Source organism: Streptomyces flavotricini (assembly GCF_020639365.1).
Classification (GTDB): Bacteria; Actinomycetota; Actinomycetes; order Streptomycetales; family Streptomycetaceae; genus Streptomyces; species Streptomyces flavotricini.
The window spans coordinates 5538507-5556032 of record NZ_JAINUL010000001.1 but is presented as its reverse complement, the minus strand read 5'-3'; the positions used below and the strand labels follow the sequence as shown (position 1 = coordinate 5556032).

The window sequence follows — 17526 nt, the reverse complement described above, 5'->3', positions numbered from 1 at the left end:
CCGGTGCACGAAGTCGCGTCATACCCGGGCACATCGGCGCTCTCCCCGGGTGTGGGGCCCGGACCCGGCCCCCACGACACCGCCGGAGAACCGAAGAACCGAAGCGAGGCCGCCATGCACCACCCCGTCGTCGAACGCGAGCTGGAACTCAAGCTGGTCCTGTCCCCCGAGCGCAGCGTCGCCGTCCCGGCCCGGCTGGTCTACCTGACGGACGACCCGTACGCCGTGCACATCACCTTCCACACCGGCTCCAGCACCCCGGTCAACTGGACCTTCGCCCGCGAGCTGCTGGTGGAGGGGGTGTTCCGCCCGAGCGGCCACGGAGACGTCCGGATCTGGCCCACCAAGGTCGACAACAAGGCCGTCCTCTGCATGGTGCTCACCTCCCCCGACGGCGATGCCCTCCTGGAGGCCCCGGCCGGGGCCGTGTCGGCGTGGCTGGAGCGGACGCTGCGCGTGGTCCCGCCCGGCACCGAGGCCGGCCGGCTGGGCCTGGACGCCGCGCTGGCGGAGCTGCTCACGCCCACTCCGGCCGACGACCTGTGGATGCGGGACCCCTGGCCGTCGGACGAGTCGGCGGACGGGGACCTGTGATCATGCGGATCCGTCACCTCCGCCTCGTCCACCCCGCACGGACGCGGTCCATACCCGGCGTACGGTCAGAAGAGCTTTCCGGGGTTGAGCAGGCCGAGCGGGTCGAAGGCCTGCTTGACCGCGCGCTGCATCTCCATCCCGACGGGCCCCAGTTCGCGCGCGAGCCACTCCTTCTTGAGGACCCCGACCCCGTGCTCGCCGGTAATGGTCCCGCCGAGGGCCAGCCCGAGCGCCATGATCTCGTCGAAGGACTCGCGGGCCCGCCGCGTCTCGTCCCCGTCGGCCGGGTCGAAGCAGACCACCGGGTGCGTGTTCCCGTCGCCGGCGTGCGCGCAGACCCCGATGAGCAGGTCGTACGCGCGGGCGATGGCGGCCGTCCCGTCCAGCATCTCGGCGAGCCGCGAGCGCGGTACGCAGACGTCGTCGATCATCGTGGCCGGGCGCAGGGCGTCCAGGGCGGTCAGCGACATCCGGCGGGCCTGGAGGAGCAGTTCGGACTCCGCCTCGTCCTCGGCGGGGACGACGGCACTGGCCCCGGCGGTCCGGCAGAGCTCCCCCACGGCGGCGAGGTCGTCGGGCGCGTGCGGTGTGTCGAAGGCGGCCAGCAGCAGGGCCTCGGTGGTCTCGGGCAGCCCCATCTTGCCGAGCGCGTTGACGGCGCGGACGGTCGTACGGTCCATCAGCTCCAGCAGCGAGGGCGTGAGGCCGGCCTCCATGACGGCGCAGACGGCCGCGCAGGCGGCCGCGGCCGAGGGGAACTCGGCGGCGAGCGCGAGCTGGCGGGGCGGCGCCGGGCGCAGGGCGAGCACGGCCTGGACGACGACGCCGAGGCTGCCCTCGGAGCCGACGAAGAGCCGGGTGAGGTCGTAGCCCGCGACGCCCTTGGCGGTGCGCCGGCCCGTGCGCAGCAGCCGTCCGTCGGCGAGGACCACGTCGAGGCCGAGCACGTACTCGGCGGTGACCCCGTACTTGACGCAGCACAGGCCGCCGGACGCGGTGCCGATGTTGCCGCCGATCGTGCACTGCTCCCAGCTGGAGGGGTCGGGCGGGTAGAACAGGCCCCGGTCGGCGACGGCCCGTGAGAGCACCGCGTTCACGACGCCGGGTTCGACGACGGCGACGCGGTCGACGGTGTTGATCTCCAGGATCCGGTCCATCTTGACGAGGGAGAGCAGGATGCAGCCGTCGGAGGCGTTGGCCGCGCCCGACAGGCCGGTGCGGGCGCCCTGCGGGACGACGGGGACCCGCAGGGCGGTGGCGGTGCGCAGCACGTGCTGCACCTGTTCGACGGTGCGGGGCAGGACCACGGCCGCGGGGGTGCCGGCGGCGCAGAACGTGGCCATGTCGGTGGCGTAGGAGGCGGTCACCTCGGGGTCGGTGAGGAGGGCCTCGGCCGGGAGCCCTTCGAGGAGGCTCGCGTGCAGCCGGAGGGAGAGATCGTCTTCCCCGGCGTCGTCCATGACATCCGTGACATCCATGAGCCCAGCGTGGCACCGGGGGCCATCGGTGTGAACACGGCCGCGACGGGCTTCGGACACCTCCGCGAACTCTTCATATTGACGCACAGTGACCCCATGGACCGTGCCACCCGTACCGCGCGTATCGCCCGTATCGCCCGTACTGCTCGTGCTGCTCGTGCCGCCCGCATCGAGGAGGAGGCGCAGCAGCCCGCTCCACCCGTGACCTTCACCGGCCGCAAGACGCTCGTGGCGGCCGGCGTCGCGGTGGTGCTGATCGCCGGGGCCCTGGTGATCCGGCCCGCCCGCCAGGGCGACGACGCCCGCCCGCCGGGGCCCACCGAGCGGGCCGCGTCGGCGGTCGGCATGGGTGCGCCGGCGGCGGCGGTGGACCTGACGGCCCTGGTCGCTGACCGGGAGAAGTGGGTCGCCGAGCACGCGAAGGACGACGCGTCCTGGGCGGTGCTCGGGGCGGCGTACCTGGAGCAGGCGCGCCGGACGACGGAGCCGGCCTGGTACCCGAAGGCCGAGAAGGCACTGAAGCGGTCGCTGGAGCTCCGCCCGGCCGAGAAGGGCAACTTCGACGCGATGACGGGCATGGGCACGCTGGCCAATGCCCGGGGTGACTTCGTGACGGGCAAGAAGTGGGGCGAGCTCGTACGGGCGCAGGCGCCGAAGCGGTGGACGGCGTACCCGGTGCTGGTGGACGCGTACACGGGCCTGGGCGACTACAAGGCCGCCGAGCGTTCGATGGAACGGCTGCTGGACCTGCGGCCGGGACTGGCCGCGTTCATCCGGGCCTCGCAGGTCTACCGGGACCGCGGCTGGCGCGAGGACGCGACGATGGCGATGGAGCACGCGGGGGGCGCGGCGAAGGCGCCGGCCGAGAAGGCGTACGTCCTGTTCCGGCTCGGGGAGCTGTCGTGGGAGCGGGGCGACGCGGCGGAGGCGCTGCGCCAGTACGAGGGCGCGCTGCGCGCCGATCCGGCGCAGGCCCAGGCGCTGGGCGGCCGGGCCAGGGCGCTGGCCGGGCTGGGCCGGGGCGGGGAGGCCGTCCGGGACTACCGGATGGCGCTGGGCCGGGCGCAGGTGCCGAGGCTGGCGCTGGAGCTGGGCGAGCTGCTGGACGCGCTGGGGCGCTCGGACGAGGCGAAGGTCCCGTACGACACGCTGCGTACGGCCGCGGCGCGGGGCGCGGCGGACGGGGTGAACGAGTCGGTGGTCCTCGGCCTGTTCGAGGCGGACCACGGGGATCCGGCGGCGGCCGTGCGGCGGCTCACGCAGGAGTGGTCGCGCCACAAGAGCATGGAGGTGGCGGACGCGCTGGCGTGGGCGCTGCACAAGACGGGCGACGACACGGCGGCGCTGGAGTACGCGAAGAAGTCCACGGACCGGGGGATGCGCAGTGCGGACTTCGCGTTCCACCGGGCGATGATCGAGCGGGGCCTGGGCGATGACGCCGGGGCCCGGCGGTACCTGCAGGAGGCACTGCGGACGAACCCGCGCTTCTCGCCGGCCCGCGTCCCGCAGGCGAAGGCGGCCCTGGCCGCGATCGGCCAGCCGCCGGCGGGCGGCCCGGAGAACATGCAGCCGGCCAAACCGTGGGTGGCCCCGGACCTCCCGAAGGCGGCGAAGCCGAAGCCGGCGGCGAAGACGGAGAAGGGCGAGAAGGCGGAGAAGGGCGAGAAGGCCGAGAAGACGGAGAAGTCCCGGTCCGTCGGCGCTTGAGGGGCCGGGGGCCGGGGGCCGGAGGGCCGGTGCGGCGGGGTCCCCGGGGCGGCGCCCCCGGGACCCCGACCCGTGACCTACAGGTTGCCCCGCTTCTCCTGCTCCCGCTCGATGGCCTCGAACAGGGCCTTGAAGTTGCCCTTGCCGAAGCCCATCGACCCGTGGCGCTCGATGATCTCGAAGAACACCGTCGGACGGTCCTGGACCGGCTTGGTGAAGATCTGCAGCAGGTAGCCGTCCTCGTCGCGGTCGACGAGGATCTTCAGCTCGCGCAGGGTCTCGACCGGAACCCGCGTCTCGCCGGCCCACTCGCCGAGCGTGTCGTAGTACGAGTCCGGGGTGTCCAGGAAGGCCACGCCGGCCGCGCGCATCGACCGTACGGTCGCCACGATGTCGTTCGAGGCGAGCGCGATGTGCTGGACGCCGGCGCCGCCGTAGAACTCCAGGTACTCGTCGATCTGCGACTTCTTCTTCGCGATCGCCGGCTCGTTGATCGGGAACTTCACCTTGAGGGTGCCGTCCGCGACCACCTTCGACATCAGCGCCGAGTACTCGGTCGCGATGTCGTCGCCCACGAACTCCTTCATGTTCGTGAAGCCCATGACCTTGTTGTAGAACCCGACCCACTCGTTCATCCGGCCGAGCTCGACGTTGCCCACGCAGTGGTCGATGGCCTGGAAGGTGCGCTTGGCGGGGCCCTCGACCAGCGGGGCGACGGCGACGTAGCCCGGCAGGTAGGGGCCGGTGTAGTCCTTGCGCTCGACCAGCGTGTGGCGGGTCTGGCCGTACGTGGCGATGGCGGCGAGGACGACGGTGCCGTGCTCGTCCTTCACCTCGTACGGCTCGTCCAGGCCGCGCGCGCCGTGCTCGACGGCGAACGCGTACGCGGCCCGCGCGTCCGGAACCTCGATCGCGAGGTCGACGACGCCGTCGCCGTGGTCGGCGACGTGCTCGGCGAGGAAGCGGCCGTGGTCCGTCGTCGCCTTGATGACCGAGGTCAGGACGAAGCGCGCGGCGCCGTTGGTCAGGACGTAGCTGGCCGTCTCGCGGACGCCGTTCTCCGGGCCGGAGTAGGCGACGAGCTTCATGCCGAACGCGGTGGAGTAGTAGTGCGCGGCCTGCTTGGCGTTGCCCACGGCGAAGACGACCGCGTCCATGCCCTTCACCGGGAAGGGGTCGGCCTCACGCGCGGTGTGGGGGGTGGTCTCGAGGTTCACCAAAGACTCAGTCATGAGCGCAGAGTCCCGCCCTTCCACAAGCTGCGCAATAGTTTCCGTTTCTGCTGTACAGAGTGCCCAGCACAGGCGCAGGATGACTGAGAGATCTGTGCAGTATGACCAGCCGATCGAGGGAAGGTTTCCATGGGCATCGACGAACTCGACGGCCGGCTCATCGTCCTGCTCGCCCGCGAGCCCCGGATCGGGGTCCTGGAGGCCTCGCGCCGCCTCGGCGTGGCCCGCGGCACCGTGCAGGCCCGCCTCGACCGGCTCCAGTCGAACGGGGTGATCCGCGGCTTCGGCCCCCAGGTGGACCCGGCGGCGCTCGGGTACCCGGTGACGGCGTTCGCGACGCTGGAGATCAAGCAGGGCCAGGGGGCCGACGTACGGGCGCACTTGAACGGGGTGCCGGAGGTGCTGGAGCTGCACACCACGACCGGGCAGGGGGACATGCTGTGCCGGCTCGTGGCCCGGTCCAACGCCGACCTGCAGCGGGTCATCGACCGGGTCGTCGGCTTCGAGGGGATCGTGCGCGCCTCGACGGCCATCGTCATGGAGAATCCGGTGCCGCTGAGGGTGATCCCGCTGGTGGAGCAGGCGGCCCAGGAAGGCTGACTCCGAAGGGGCACGTTCCAAAGAAGACGCTGCAAAGAAATCCTTGCATAGAAGTCTTTGCAACTCTACGGTTGAGCCATGCCCGAAGAACCGAACAGCGAAGAACCGAACCCCGAAGAGCCCAAGGTCCGCACCCTCGACGCCCGCTCCCTGCGCGGCCTCGCCCACCCGCTGCGCATCCGCATGCTGGCCACGCTGCGCCACGACGGCCCGGCCACGGCCTCCCAACTGGCCGAGCGGCTCGGCGAGTCCAGCGGCTCCACCAGCTACCACCTGCGCCAGCTCGCCGCGCACGGTTTCGTCGAGGACGCCCCGGAGCACGGCAAGGGCCGCGAGCGCTGGTGGCGGGCCGCCCACGACGGCACCCGGTTCGACGAGAAGCTGCTGTACGACGAGGACCCGGCGACCCGCGGCGCGGCGGACCTCTTCCTGCACGAGATCGCGACGATCCACACGCAGGAGATGAGCACCTGGCTCGGCACGGCCCACAGCTGGTCCCAGGAGTGGCGGCGCGGCTCGGACATCAGCGACTTCACGCTGCGCCTGACCCCCGCCCAGAGCCTCGAACTCATCCACAAGATCCATGAATTGATCGACAGCTACCGCGACCTGCCCCCCGCCGAGGGCACCGCGACGGTCCGCTTCCACACGCACGCCCTCCCGCGCACCGACGAGTAGTCCGGCTCGTTCCGCCCGCCCGCCTCAGCTCGCATTCCCAAGAAGGAGTCCTGCCGTGCACGCCTTCACGCCCGCCGAGATCCACCCCGGGACCCACGCCGCCCGTACCGCCGAACTGGCCGCCGAGGCCGCCGCCTGGCGCCTCGCCCACCACGTCGCCCCGGCCGCCGGCCCCGCCACCCACGCCGTCGCCTCCGTCCCCGCCGTCCCCGCCGTCCCCGCCGTCCCCGCCTTGCGCAACCGGCTCGGCGAAGCCCTGGTCGGAGCCGGGATCCGGCTGATGCAGCCCGCGCACCTCCATGCCCGGATCGCGCACGCACCGCGCGCCCCGCACGCACCGCGCGCCGCATGAGCCGGCGGCCCTTCGCGGCGGTCCTGGCCGCCAACACCATCTCCATAGCCGGCAGTTCCGTCACCCTGATCGGCGTGCCGTGGTTCGTGCTCCAGACCACGGGCAGCGCCGGCCGGGCCGGGGTCGTCGCCTTCTGCGCCACCCTGCCCGTCGTCATCGCCGCGCTCATCGGGGGTCCTGTCATCGACCGGATCGGCCGCCGCCGGGTTTCGGCCGTCTCCGACCTCGTGTGCGCCGCCTCGGTCGGCTCGATCCCGCTCCTGCACTACGCGGGCGTGCTGGAGTTCTGGATGCTCTGCGCGCTGATGGCCGTCGGGGGCCTCGTCCACACCCCCGGTCTGACCGCCCGCGCCGTCCTGCTGCCGAACCTCGCCGAGCACGCCGGCACCCCGCTGACCCGGGCGGCGAGCCTGTACGACGCGGTCTCGCGCGGGGCGCGGATGATCGGGGCCGCGCTGGCCGGCGTACTGATCGCGTTCTTCGGGGCCGAGTCCGCCCTGCTGCTGGACGCGGCCACCTTCGCCGTCTCGGCGCTGCTGGTCGGCGCCTTCCTGCGCGGGGTCCCCGCCGCCGAGCCGCAGCCGGCCGCCGGGAAGATCTCCCTCGCCGGCTACCGGGCCGAACTGGCCGAGGGCTGGACCTTCCTGACCCGCGCCCCGCTGCTGATGGGCATCACCCTGATGGTGATGATGACCAACGGCCTGGACCAGGGCTGGTCCGCCGTCCTGCTGCCGGTACACGGCCGCGAGGCCCTCGGCGGCGCCACCGCCGTCGGCCTGCTCGTCTCCCTCTTCGGCGGCTTCGCCCTGCTGGGCGCCCTGCTCTACGGGGTGTGGGGCGAGCGGTTCCCCCGCAGGGCGGTGCTCACGGCGGCCTTCGTGCTGTGCGGTGCTCCCCGGTACGCGGTCGCCGCCCTCACCGACACCCCGCTGCCGCTCGCGGTGACGATGGCCCTGTCCGGGCTGGGCGCGGGCATGCTCAACCCGATCCTGACCACCGTGGTCTACGAGCGGATCCCGGAGGAGCTGCGCAGCCGCGTCTCGGGCGTGACCACGGCCGGCTGCGAGCTGACCATGCCGCTGGGCGGGCTCGCGGCGGGCCTGCTGGTCGACGGGCTCGGGGCGACGCGGACGCTGCTGCTGTTCGGCGGCACGTACCTGCTGGTCACGCTCTCCCCACTGGTCTTCCCGGCCTGGCGCACGATGGAGCGCGCGGCGGAGAACTCGGTGGAGAGCGGCTCCGCCGAGGTCAGCAGGACGGAACCGGCTCCCCGCGGGTCAGCGCACGCAGCGCCTGCACCGCGTCCGTCAGCGAACTGACGGGGACCAGCCGGAGCCCTTCGGGGAGTTCGGACTGCGCGTCGGAGCACTCCGCCTCCGGCACGAGGAACACGCTCGCCCCGTCGCGCTGCGCGGCCTGGGTCTTCAGGGCCACGCCGCCGACGGCGCCGACCTTGCCGTCCGCGCTGATGGTGCCCGTACCGGCGATGGTGCGGCCGCCGGTGAGGTCGCCGCCGCTGCCGTCGCCGTCGAGCTTGTCGATGATGCCGAGGGAGAAGAGCAGGCCGGCGCTGGGGCCGCCCACGTCGGCGAGGTTCAGCTGCACCTTGACGTCCTTCGGGTCCTTGTGGAGGAAACCGAGGGCGGCCTGGGTGGCCGTGGACTGCGAGGCGGCCATTTGCTCCAGGTTGTGCGCCTCGATCTCCTTGTCGCTTCCGCCGGAGGGGTAGACCGCCTCCTTGGGCATGACCGCCCGGGTGCTGTCGAACCAGTCGTCGACGAGCTCGGGCAGGGTCACGGTGGTGGAGGGGCCGGTTGCCTGGATGGTGGTCATCCGGAGCTGGCCGGTGGTCTGCCGGGTCGGGGCGCCCGTCACGGTGATGACCGGCTTGCCGTCGCGGTCGCCGAGCACGTCGGCCGTGAGGCCCGGCTGGGCGATCACGAAGGGCAGCGGCGCGAAGGCGGCGACGGCGAACAGCCCGAGCACGGGCACGGCGCAGACGGCCAGGGCGGCGGGACGCGGCAGACGTGTGAGGCGAGAGAGCACCCGGTCAATGTATCGGGCGCCCCCGCCGCCCCCGCGCCCCACCATGCGGGACGCGGCGGGGCAGCCCCCGCCGCGCCTCCGGGGCGCCCTGCGGGCACGCGCGGGAGCACCCGGTCCGATGGTCCGGCCGGGTGTCGTCGTCGTACGCCCCGTACCCGGGGCTCGGCGCGGGGCTCAGCGCAGGGCGTCGGCCACCTCTCGCGCCGCGTCCACGACGCGCGGGCCGACCCGCTCCGGGACGGCGTCGGCCAGCATCACGACGCCCACGCTGCCCTCCAGCCCCGTGATGCCCACGAGCGGCGCTGCCGCCCCGCTGGCGCCCGCTTCGAGCTCCCCGTGGGTCAGCGTGTACCCGGGCTCGGTGAGCGTGCCCTGACGGGCGGCCAGAATGGCCCGCCCGGCCGCGCCCCGGTCCAGCGGGTGGCGGAAGCCGGCCCGGTAGGCCACGTGGTAGTCGGTCCAGGTGGGCTCGACGACGGCCACGGCGAGCGCCTCGGAACCGTCGACGAGGGTCAGGTGCGCGGTGGCGCCTATGTCCTCGGCGAGGGACCGCAGCGCGGGCAGGGCCGCCTCGCGGACGAGCGGATGCACCTGCCGTCCGAGCCGCAGTACGCCGAGCCCGACGCGGGCCCGGCCGCCGAGGTCGCGGCGGACCAGGGCGTGCTGCTCAAGGGTGGCCAGCAGGCGGTAGACCACGGTGCGGTTCACACCGAGGCGGTTGGAGAGCTCGGTGACGGTCAGACCGTGGTCGGTGTCGGCGAGCAGTTTGAGGACTCTGAGTCCTCGGTCCAGAGTCTGGGAGGTTTCCGCGGTCACGACGCCTCTCCCTCTCTCGGTGAGCGGCGGTGACTCTCGGGGTGTATGCGGCGCCGGTCCCACGGCGACGCACGAGAGGCCGCCGGTAGCGGCCATGGCACCGGCTGCGCTCCCGCGGCGGCTCTGCCACGGGGCGTTCGATGCGGGGACATTAGCGAGCGGGTCCGCTCAGCGGAAGGGCTCGTCCAGAATCCGGGCGCCAACTACCCCTTTGTGCCGGTTAACGATCGCCGCCGGAGTCGTTTCGTGACCTCGGCCGACCGGTGGAGCCTGTGCGATCCGCTGACGCGGATCGCGGGTTGGGCGCCCCGGCGCCGCCGGACCGGCCCCGGGGTCCGGACACGGAACGTGACGGCGCCCCCGTACGAAACTCCGCACGGCCCCCGTCCCCCGGTCCGTACGAACGGTGGCCGAGGGAACGGGAAGCCGTGGACGGGGGAACGGAGGAACGGAGGAACGGAGGAACGGAGGAGGGGACGCGGGAGCGTGGTCACCGCATCCGGGTGGCCCACTCCTGCACCTTCTTGATCCGCTCGCGCAGCTGCCCCGCCGTCGCCTCCGCGCTCGGCGGTCCGCCGCACACGCGCCGCAGCTCGGTGTGGATCACCCCGTGCGGCTTGCCGCTCTGGTGGACGTACGCGCCCACCATCGTGTTCAGCGATTTCCGCAGTTCCAGCAGCTCCTTGTGGGAGACCACCGGGCGCCGCTCGGCCGGCAGCTCCAGCAGGTCCGCCTCGGTGTCCGGCTTGCGGCGGCTGTGCGCGATCTGCCGCGACTGCCGCTTCTGGAGCAGCATCTGCACCTGGTCCGGCTCCAGCAGTCCCGGGATGCCGAGGTAGTCCTGCTCCTCCTCGCTGCCCGGGTGCGCCTGCATGCCGAACTCGGCACCGTCGTAGAGCACCCGGTCGAAGACGGCGTCGGACTCCAGCGCCTCGAAGGACATCTGCTCGTCCTCGCCGGTGTCCTCGTCCTCCTGCCGGTTCGCCTCGTCCATCTCCTTCTCGGACTCGGCGTACGGGTCCTCCTCGCCCTTCCTCTTGGGCTTGTCGAGGACGTGGTCGCGTTCGACCTCCATCTCGTTGGCGAAGCCGAGGAGATAGGGAATGGTCGGGAGGAACACGGAAGCCGTCTCGCCGCGCCTGCGCGACCGCACGAAACGTCCGACGGCCTGGGCGAAGAACAGCGGGGTCGAGATCGTCGTCGCGTACACGCCCACCGCGAGGCGCGGTACGTCGACGCCCTCGGACACCATCCGGACGGCAACCATCCAGCGGTCGTCGTTCGCGCTGAAGGTGTCGATGTTCTTCGAGGCGCCGGTGTCGTCGGAGAGGACGAGGGTGGCCTTGGTGCCGGTGATCTCGCGGATCAGCTTGGCGTACGCGCGCGCCGAGTCCTGGTCGGAGGCGATGACGAGCCCGCCCGCGTCCGGGATGCCCTTGCGGACCTCGGTCAGCCGCTGGTCGGCGGCGCGCAGGACGTTCGGCATCCAGTCGCCCCGTGCGTCCAGCGCCGTGCGCCAGGCCTGGGAGATGGCGTCCTTGGTCATCGGCTCGCCGAGGCGGGCGGCGATCTCGTCGCCCGCCTTGGTGCGCCAGCGCATGTTGCCGCTGTACGACAGGAAGATCACGGGCCGGACGACGCCGTCGCCCAGCGCGTTCCCGTACCCGTAGGTGTAGTCGGCGGAAGACCGCCGGATCCCGTCGTTCCCTTCCTCGTACGTGACGAAGGGGATGGGGTTGGTGTCGGACCGGAAGGGCGTACCGGTCAGCGCGAGCCGCCGGGTCGCCGGGTCGAAGGCCTCCAGGCAGGCCTCGCCCCAGGACTTCGAGTCACCGGCGTGGTGGATCTCGTCGAGGATCACCAGGGTCTTGCGCTGCTCGCAGCGGTTGCGGTGCAGCATCGGCCGCACGCCCACGCCCGCGTACGTGACGGCGACCCCGTGGTAGTCCTTGCTCAGCGGTCCGGCGGAGTACTCCGGGTCCAGGCGGATGCCTATCCGGGCGGCGGCCTCGGCCCACTGCTTCTTCAGGTGCTCGGTCGGCGCGACGACGGTCACCTGCTGCACGACGTGGTGGTGCAGCAGCCAGGACGCGAGCGTCAGCGCGAAGGTCGTCTTGCCCGCGCCGGGCGTGGCGACCGCGAGGAAGTCGCGGGGCTGGGTCTGGATGTACCGGTCCAGCGCACCCTGCTGCCAGGCGCGCAGCTTGCTGGCGGTACCCCAGGGGGCACGGCCGGGGAAGGCGGGTGAGAGGTGGTGGGAGGCGGTAGTAGTCACGGTCTCCGGTTCGGGCTCTCGGCGGCGGTCGTACGTAGGACAACCGGGCCACCCTACCGGGGCCGGCCGGCCCCTCGGGGAGGGACAGGCCCGTGACCTCGGCGGGTGCGGCGAGCGTCACATCCGGCGCAACCGCTCGGCGATGCGGGCGAGATCGGACTCGTGGCCGGCGGCGACATCGATGACCAGGTCGTAGGCGGTGTCCTGGTCGGCGTCGGCGAGGTCGATGCCGTTCACGGCCAGGAAGGTGGCGGCGGCGAGCCAGGCCGTCCGCTTGTTCCCGTCGACGAGGGGGTGGTTGATCGCGATCCCGTGCAGCAGGGCGGCCGCCTGCTCGTACGGGTCCTCGTACGCCGGGGTCCCGAACATGCGCGCCCGCGGCCGGTGGACGGCGGACTCCAGCAGCCCGGGGGCGCGCAGCTCGACGCTCTGCTCCTGGCAGGCGAGCCGGGCCAGGTCGAGCACCTCGGCGAGGGTCAGGTGCCGCGCGCCTGTGCCGGCGCTCCCGCTCCCGCTCTCACCTCCGGGCCTGCTCAGGCTCCCGCTCCTGCTCCGGCTCGCGCTCCCGCTCCCGCTCCCGCTTCCGGTCCGGGTCTCCCTCCCGCTCCGGGTCCCGCTCTCGCTCCTGCTCACGCTTCGGCTCACTGGCCGAGCCTCTTCAGCAGCGCGGCGTGCCGCTGCGCCAACCGCGCGGCCTCGGCCCCGACCCGCACCCGCTCGTCCCGCAGGTACCGCAGCACGGCGTCCCGCGCCAGGTCTTCGGGGGCCCGGCCGCTCGCGTCGGCGAGATCGGCGAGCTCGGCCCGGTCGCCACCCTCAAGCCGAATGATCAAGCTTTCCATCCCCGCAGCCTACGCACCGGCTTCCCCGCCCCTCACCACCTTTTCGGGCCGGCGGCGCGGTCAGGCCGCGCGGGCCGGCCGTGCGGGCCGGCGTGCGCGCCGCGCAGCCAGCTGACCTTTTCCTCGAACCGGACGAGGGAGGGGCCGTCGTCCACGGCGCGGAGCCAGTCGGACACTTCACGACCGGGCCGTGCGATCGGGCCGCGCGGCCGGCCGCGCCCGGGGCCCGGACTCCGGGCGGCTCACGCCCGCGCGGCCACCTGCTCCGGGCCGTCCGCGTACAGCCGGGTCGCGACCCACGCCCCCACCAGCGCCACACATGCCATCGGCAGGAAGACGACGACGAACGCGGCGGGGTGCGAACCCGCGTCCGCACCCTCCGCGGCGACGGCGTGCACGGCCCCCACCGCTCCCCCGCCCAGCGCGGCGAACGCCGCGCCCCCCGCCGCCAGCAGCACCACGTTGGCCAGCGCGTCCGAGATCTGCAGGGCGGCGGAATTGGCCCCCGCCTCCTCGGGCGCCGACAGCTCCAGGAGCAGCACGCTCGTCGAAGCGGTCACCAGCCCCATCCCCAGGCAGCCCACGGCCCAGGCGGCCGCCAGGGTCCACACCGGCACGGACTCGATCAGCACCGCCGGGGCCGCCGCGATGGCGGAGGCCACCAGCACCATCCCCGCCACCATGAGCCGCTCCCGGTACGGCGCCATCCGCCCCTTCGACTGCAGCCACGAGCCGCCCGCCCAGGTCACCCCGCCCGCCGCCAGCGAGAACCCGGCCAGCGTCGGGCTCAGCCCCCGCTGGGTGACCAGCATCAGCGGCACGAAGCTCTCCGCCGCGATGAACGACCCCGCCGCCACCCCGCGCAGCAGCACCACCGAAGGCAGGCCGCGCCGCGCCAGGTACGTACCGCGCGGCAGCAGCCCCCGTACGGCCGGCACCAGCAGCCCCGCCCCCGCGGCGGCCGGCAGCAGCGACAGCCACCGGAGGTCCTGGGCGGCGTACTGCAACAGCGCCGCCCCGGCGGAGATCCCGAACGCCAGCCGGATCCGCCGCCGGTCCAGGGCGGCGGGCGGCGCGTCGGGATCGACGGGCCCGGACGCGGTGCGCCGTATCGCGGGCAGGGCCACGGCCAGGGGTACGACGACCAGCACGGGTATCCCGACGAACACCCAGCGCCAGCCGAGGTGCTCGGTCACGGCCCCCGCGACCAGCGGCCCGACGACGGAGGGCACCACCCAGCTCGCCGCGAAGGCCGCCATGATCGCGGGCCGCAGCCGCTCCTCGTAGGCCCGGCTCACCACCACGTACAGCGCGACGATGACCAGCCCGCCCCCGAACCCCTGCACGGCCCGCCCGAGGACGAACACCCACATGACCCCGGCGGTCCCGGCGAGCAGGAGTCCGGCGGCGAAGGAGCCGATCCCGACGGTCAGGGGCCAGAGCGGCCCCTTCCTGTCGGCCCACTGCCCGGACAGCACCATGCCGAAGAGGCTGGTGGTGAAGTAGGCGGAGAAGGCGAAGGCGTAGAGCCCGACCCCGTCGAGCTCCCGCGCGGCGACGGGCATGGCCGTCCCCACGGCGGTCGCCTCGAAGGCGATGAGGAAGACGACGGAGACGACGCCCATGCTGAGCGCCCGGTACGCGGACCCCAGAATCCCGCCGTCCGGCTCGGCCGGGACCGGTTCACTGCGCTGCGACACACGGGGTTCAAGGGCACTCATCGCCCCAGGGTAAGCCCCAATCCCCGGCTACGCCCCTGTCAATTGGACCTATCCCTTCTGGTCCCCCCGACCTAGTCCCGGCGCCCTGTGAACGCGACATGGCAATCACATTGCACCCCCCGCGCCCACCTTCCCCACCCGGGTCGGCAGCCCGTACGGTCACATCCATCACCACCCCACAGCCGTGTGCCCGAGTGGTTGAGGGACTCGCCTGCAAAGCGAGGCACGCGGGTTCAATTCCCGCCACGGCTTCTCCCGAAGGCCGCTCAGAACCACTCTGAGCGGCCTTCACCGTGCTCAGCGCGGTGTGCCGACTAGACCCCGCACCGCGTCTGCTGCTTGCCCGCCTCGACGAACTTCTTCATGAGCCGGGTGAACAACGGGCGGGATCCGCCCTTCTCGACCTGGTCGGTGGAGCCGCTGAGCGACAGCTCGACCTGAAAGGTGTCCTGGCTCCCCTTGCAGATGAGGAGGACCCGGGCGCCCGTGTCGTACACGATGCCCTTGTCTCCCATCGGCAGCGTGTCCGCTGCAGGCTTGATCAGCTCGGCGTTCCAGAAGAAGCTCTGCTCCAGCGGCTGGCGCGTCGCGGAGGCGAGGAAACGGCCCCTGCCGTCCACGTCGACGCTGCACGTGGAGGTCCGGCGCGCCGCGGTCAGCTGCATGTCGGCAGGCCCCGTCTCCTTCACCTCCTCGCCGTTGCCCACCAAGGGCCCCAGGTCGGATCGGGAGAAGACCCCGAAGCACGTGCGCTCGGGCAGTTTCGGGGCAGCCGTTTCAGTCCCCTCGGAGCAGCCGGTCAGTACGGCCAGGGCTATCGGGGCGGCAGCCATCGACACGAGGGCGGACGGACGGATGCGCATCAGGAACCGCCGTTGGACGTCGCGACCTGGCCTCGGCCGACGGCATGGGCGTTCGCGGTCTCGGTCGAGGCGACACCGGCGAGGGCGTCAATGGTCCGCTGGGTCATACCGGTTCCCTCAGCCGCCTTCCGGACCGACTGCGCTGCCGACAACCCGGCCTCCGTCTGAGCATCCGTGTAGTCGATCACCGCCTTGTGGTCGGCCTCGCCGATCTTCTCGGCCTTGTCCTTCGTAGCCCGCTCGACGACGCCTTCCGTGATGTCCTCCTGGAGCCACTCGACGACGTCCCCGGCCAGGGGGACCATCTCCAGGTACTTGCCGCCCGCCGCGCTGATGGCGCGGTTGACCCACTTCGCGTTGTCCTCGACGCCCTTTACGTACTCCTCCTTCGTGTGGCCGTTCTCGGCGAACGTGCCCTCGGCCCTCGCCTCGGACAGAATGCCCGCGATCTGGCCGCCCGGGTGGACAGCGCTCTTGATCGCCGCGTCCACGTCGTCGTACTCGGCGCGATGCGCGATGACGTCATTGACGAGCGTGGTCGTGAAGGCGCGCTGGGAGGCGGTCATGGCACCGTACGCATCCGGGTCCCGGCCCACCGCTCCGATGAAGGCAGCCATGTCGGCCTTGTGGAACTCGGCCATCACTCCGTTGGCCTTGATCATCCCGCTGCCGTTCTCCGCCGAGGCCTGGATGTCGGGCATGTACTCGGCGGCCATCTGGCCGAAGTGCGCCGACAGCCCCTTCAAGGGATCGCTGCCGTCCTCGCCGAGCTTCCCGGTGACCAGCTCTGGCTTGTCGCCGATCTTCTCGACGACGCGTTCCATGATCGACGTCATTTCCTTGGTGTGCGGGACGGGCTTCGCGTCCTCGTCGCCCGGGACGCGGCCCGAGACGGCCGCTTCGAGAGCGCCACCGAGGGCCTCCTGGGCCGGGCCCGCTTCGCCGTAGGGGTGGCTGGGCGAGCGGTCGAAGGCGTCGGCCCACGACTCCTTGTCGAGCATGTAGTCGACCATGCCCTGAGCCTTGCCGTGCTGGCCGGCGACGACCTTGTCGGCCGTCGTGACGATGCCGTCGCCGTTGCTGTCCTGGCGGACCGGCTCGTTGAAGAAGGCCGTCGCCGCGTCCGGGTTGTGGGCCATCGCGTCCATCAGTCCCGTCAGCGGGTAGAAGCCCCGGCTGCCGTCCTTGCCCTGGCTGAGCACCGTCTTCGGGTCGTACGGAGCGCCGTGCTCCCAGGCCTTCGGGTTCTCGCGGTCGAACGCGACCATGTCCCGGCCGACCGAGGTCAGGAAGTCCTTGTCGTACTTGCCCTCATGGAGCAGCGCGCCCAGCGCCTGGTAACCGTAGATCTTGCTGGTCAGGTCTCCGGTGACCTGCATCTCCTTGCGACCGGCCTTCATCAGACCGGTCGTCCACGCCGCGTCCAGGTGGTGGGGCGAGCTCTTCTGCGTGGCGAGCCCCAGCATCGCGCCCATGTCGTTCTGGATGTTGCCGACCATCGCCAGGCGGTCCTTGCCGGCCTCGCCCAGGGTGGAGGCGTCGATGGACAGCTTCGCGTACGCCTCGAGCGTGCCGTCGGGGCCGAGCTTGCGGTAGAAGTCCGTCGAGAAGTCGGCTTCGTCGCGATTGTCGTCGAGCAGGTCCTCCAGCTCGCGCAAGGCCTCGGGGTCGCGGGCCACGCCGCCCGGCTCCTTGCTGAGCTTCTTCATCAGCTCGGCCGCCCGGTCGGCCTGTTCGCCGTCCAGGGTGGTGTACTTCGGCGCGGTGAAGTCGTGGTCGTCCGGGACGTTCGCGCGCAGTGCACGGACCAGGGAGTCGTCGGCGTCCGCGCAGTCCTCGACGAGCCGGTCCACCCTCGCCTGCCAGGCCTTGCGGTTCTCCTCCTGCTTGCGCTTGAACTCGGCGTAGTCCGGATCGTGCCGCGCCGCGTACTCGGTCTTCGCGTCCATCGGAACGATCGAGACCTTGCCGGCTGTGTCCACGCGGAACCCGGCGGCCGGGATCTCCTCGTCCGCCGCCTTCTTGAGTGCGTCCCGGGCCGTCTTGAGGGTGGTGTGCCCGTCGCTGAGGAGCTGGTGGACGCCCTTGGCCTCCTTGGCCGCGTCCTCGAACTCCTTGGCCGTCTTGTCGACGAACGCCCGCCCGACGCCCGCGGTGACCCCGCTCCACTCGGCCTTGTCGGCCTTGCCCTTCATGCCGTTGCGAGCGGCCTCGGCCATCTCGTCCAGCTTGTCGGCCATGGCCTTCCAGTCCGTGACCGCCGTCTGGAGCTTGTCCAGGGGCGCGTTCATCACGTTCTCGTACGTCAGCATGTGAGCGCCG

The 17526-nt window shown here is 72.3% G+C and carries 17 protein-coding genes and 1 tRNA gene; 7 read left to right on the top strand and 11 right to left on the bottom strand.

Annotation, left to right across the window (positions count from 1 at the left end; translation table 11 throughout):
- The first annotated feature begins 114 nt into the window (after window positions 1-114).
- A complete protein-coding gene (locus K7B10_RS25240; protein ID WP_229339351.1) occupies window positions 115-594 on the top strand; it encodes an SsgA family sporulation/cell division regulator in 480 nt (159 codons plus the stop codon).
- Between the two features lie 65 nt (window positions 595-659).
- Here the strand turns inward: K7B10_RS25240 and K7B10_RS25235 are convergent, their stop codons facing one another.
- A complete protein-coding gene (locus K7B10_RS25235) occupies window positions 660-2054 on the bottom strand; it encodes an FAD-binding oxidoreductase (RefSeq protein WP_229345389.1) in 1395 nt (464 codons plus the stop codon).
- A 114-nt stretch (window positions 2055-2168) separates the two neighbouring features.
- Here K7B10_RS25235 and K7B10_RS40945 point away from each other — a divergent pair, with 114 nt between their 5' ends.
- Window positions 2169-3779, top strand: a complete 1611-nt coding sequence (locus K7B10_RS40945; protein WP_267501464.1) for a tetratricopeptide repeat protein — start codon at window positions 2169-2171, stop codon at window positions 3777-3779.
- Window positions 3780-3856: 77 nt separating this feature from the next.
- On the opposite strand, the gene hppD is transcribed toward K7B10_RS40945, so the two are convergent.
- Window positions 3857-5011, bottom strand: coding sequence for a 4-hydroxyphenylpyruvate dioxygenase (gene hppD / locus K7B10_RS25225; RefSeq protein ID WP_229339349.1), 1155 nt, complete (start codon window positions 5009-5011; stop codon window positions 3857-3859).
- Between the two features lie 129 nt (window positions 5012-5140).
- Between hppD and K7B10_RS25220 the strand changes: the two genes are divergently transcribed.
- The 4 genes from K7B10_RS25220 (at window position 5141) to K7B10_RS25205 (ending at window position 7960) form a co-directional block, all read left to right on the top strand.
- Entirely contained in the window at window positions 5141-5611 is a 471-nt protein-coding gene (locus K7B10_RS25220) for an Lrp/AsnC family transcriptional regulator (protein ID WP_030866560.1), read from the top strand.
- Window positions 5612-5689: 78 nt separating this feature from the next.
- A complete protein-coding gene (locus K7B10_RS25215; protein WP_229339347.1) occupies window positions 5690-6289 on the top strand; it encodes an ArsR/SmtB family transcription factor in 600 nt (199 codons plus the stop codon).
- A gap of 55 nt (window positions 6290-6344) precedes the next feature.
- Window positions 6345-6641, top strand: a complete 297-nt coding sequence (locus K7B10_RS25210; RefSeq protein ID WP_229339345.1) for a hypothetical protein — start codon at window positions 6345-6347, stop codon at window positions 6639-6641.
- Window positions 6638-7960, top strand: coding sequence for an MFS transporter (locus tag K7B10_RS25205; RefSeq protein WP_229339342.1), 1323 nt, complete (start codon window positions 6638-6640; stop codon window positions 7958-7960). Before K7B10_RS25210 ends, K7B10_RS25205 begins: the two co-directional genes overlap by 4 nt.
- On the opposite strand, the gene K7B10_RS25200 is transcribed toward K7B10_RS25205, so the two are convergent.
- The 7 genes from K7B10_RS25200 to K7B10_RS25170 form a co-directional block, all read right to left on the bottom strand.
- On the bottom strand, window positions 7890-8687 hold the full coding sequence (locus K7B10_RS25200; RefSeq protein WP_229339339.1) for a YlbL family protein: 798 nt from the start codon (window positions 8685-8687) through the stop codon (window positions 7890-7892). The genes K7B10_RS25205 and K7B10_RS25200 overlap by 71 nt on opposite strands.
- 174 nt (window positions 8688-8861) lie before the next feature.
- A complete protein-coding gene (locus K7B10_RS25195) occupies window positions 8862-9503 on the bottom strand; it encodes an IclR family transcriptional regulator (RefSeq protein WP_030866567.1) in 642 nt (213 codons plus the stop codon).
- 490 nt (window positions 9504-9993) lie between these two features.
- Window positions 9994-11778 carry a DEAD/DEAH box helicase gene (locus tag K7B10_RS25190; protein ID WP_229339337.1) on the bottom strand — a complete coding sequence of 595 codons (1785 nt, stop codon included), beginning with the start codon at window positions 11776-11778 and terminating at the stop codon, window positions 9994-9996.
- A gap of 117 nt (window positions 11779-11895) precedes the next feature.
- Complete coding sequence (locus K7B10_RS25185; RefSeq protein WP_267502341.1) at window positions 11896-12315, bottom strand: type II toxin-antitoxin system death-on-curing family toxin; 420 nt, start codon at window positions 12313-12315, stop codon at window positions 11896-11898.
- 104 nt (window positions 12316-12419) lie between these two features.
- Complete coding sequence (locus K7B10_RS25180; RefSeq protein WP_229339333.1) at window positions 12420-12620, bottom strand: hypothetical protein; 201 nt, start codon at window positions 12618-12620, stop codon at window positions 12420-12422.
- 32 nt (window positions 12621-12652) lie between these two features.
- Window positions 12653-12817, bottom strand: coding sequence for a DUF4287 domain-containing protein (locus K7B10_RS25175; RefSeq protein WP_229345387.1), 165 nt, complete (start codon window positions 12815-12817; stop codon window positions 12653-12655).
- Between the two features lie 45 nt (window positions 12818-12862).
- The gene (locus K7B10_RS25170) at window positions 12863-14341 is read right to left on the bottom strand and encodes an MFS transporter (RefSeq protein WP_229339331.1); all 1479 of its coding nucleotides are present in this window, start codon (window positions 14339-14341) and stop codon (window positions 12863-12865) included.
- Window positions 14342-14521: 180 nt separating this feature from the next.
- Here K7B10_RS25170 and K7B10_RS25165 point away from each other — a divergent pair.
- Window positions 14522-14593 (top strand) — tRNA-Cys (locus K7B10_RS25165).
- Between the two features lie 62 nt (window positions 14594-14655).
- Here K7B10_RS25165 and K7B10_RS25160 read toward each other — a convergent pair.
- Window positions 14656-15204, bottom strand: a complete 549-nt coding sequence (locus tag K7B10_RS25160; protein ID WP_229339329.1) for a hypothetical protein — start codon at window positions 15202-15204, stop codon at window positions 14656-14658.
- Entirely contained in the window at window positions 15204-17516 is a 2313-nt protein-coding gene (locus K7B10_RS25155; RefSeq protein WP_229339327.1) for a hypothetical protein, read from the bottom strand. The genes K7B10_RS25160 and K7B10_RS25155 overlap by 1 nt, the downstream gene beginning before the upstream one ends.
- Window positions 17517-17526: the final 10 nt, after the last annotated feature.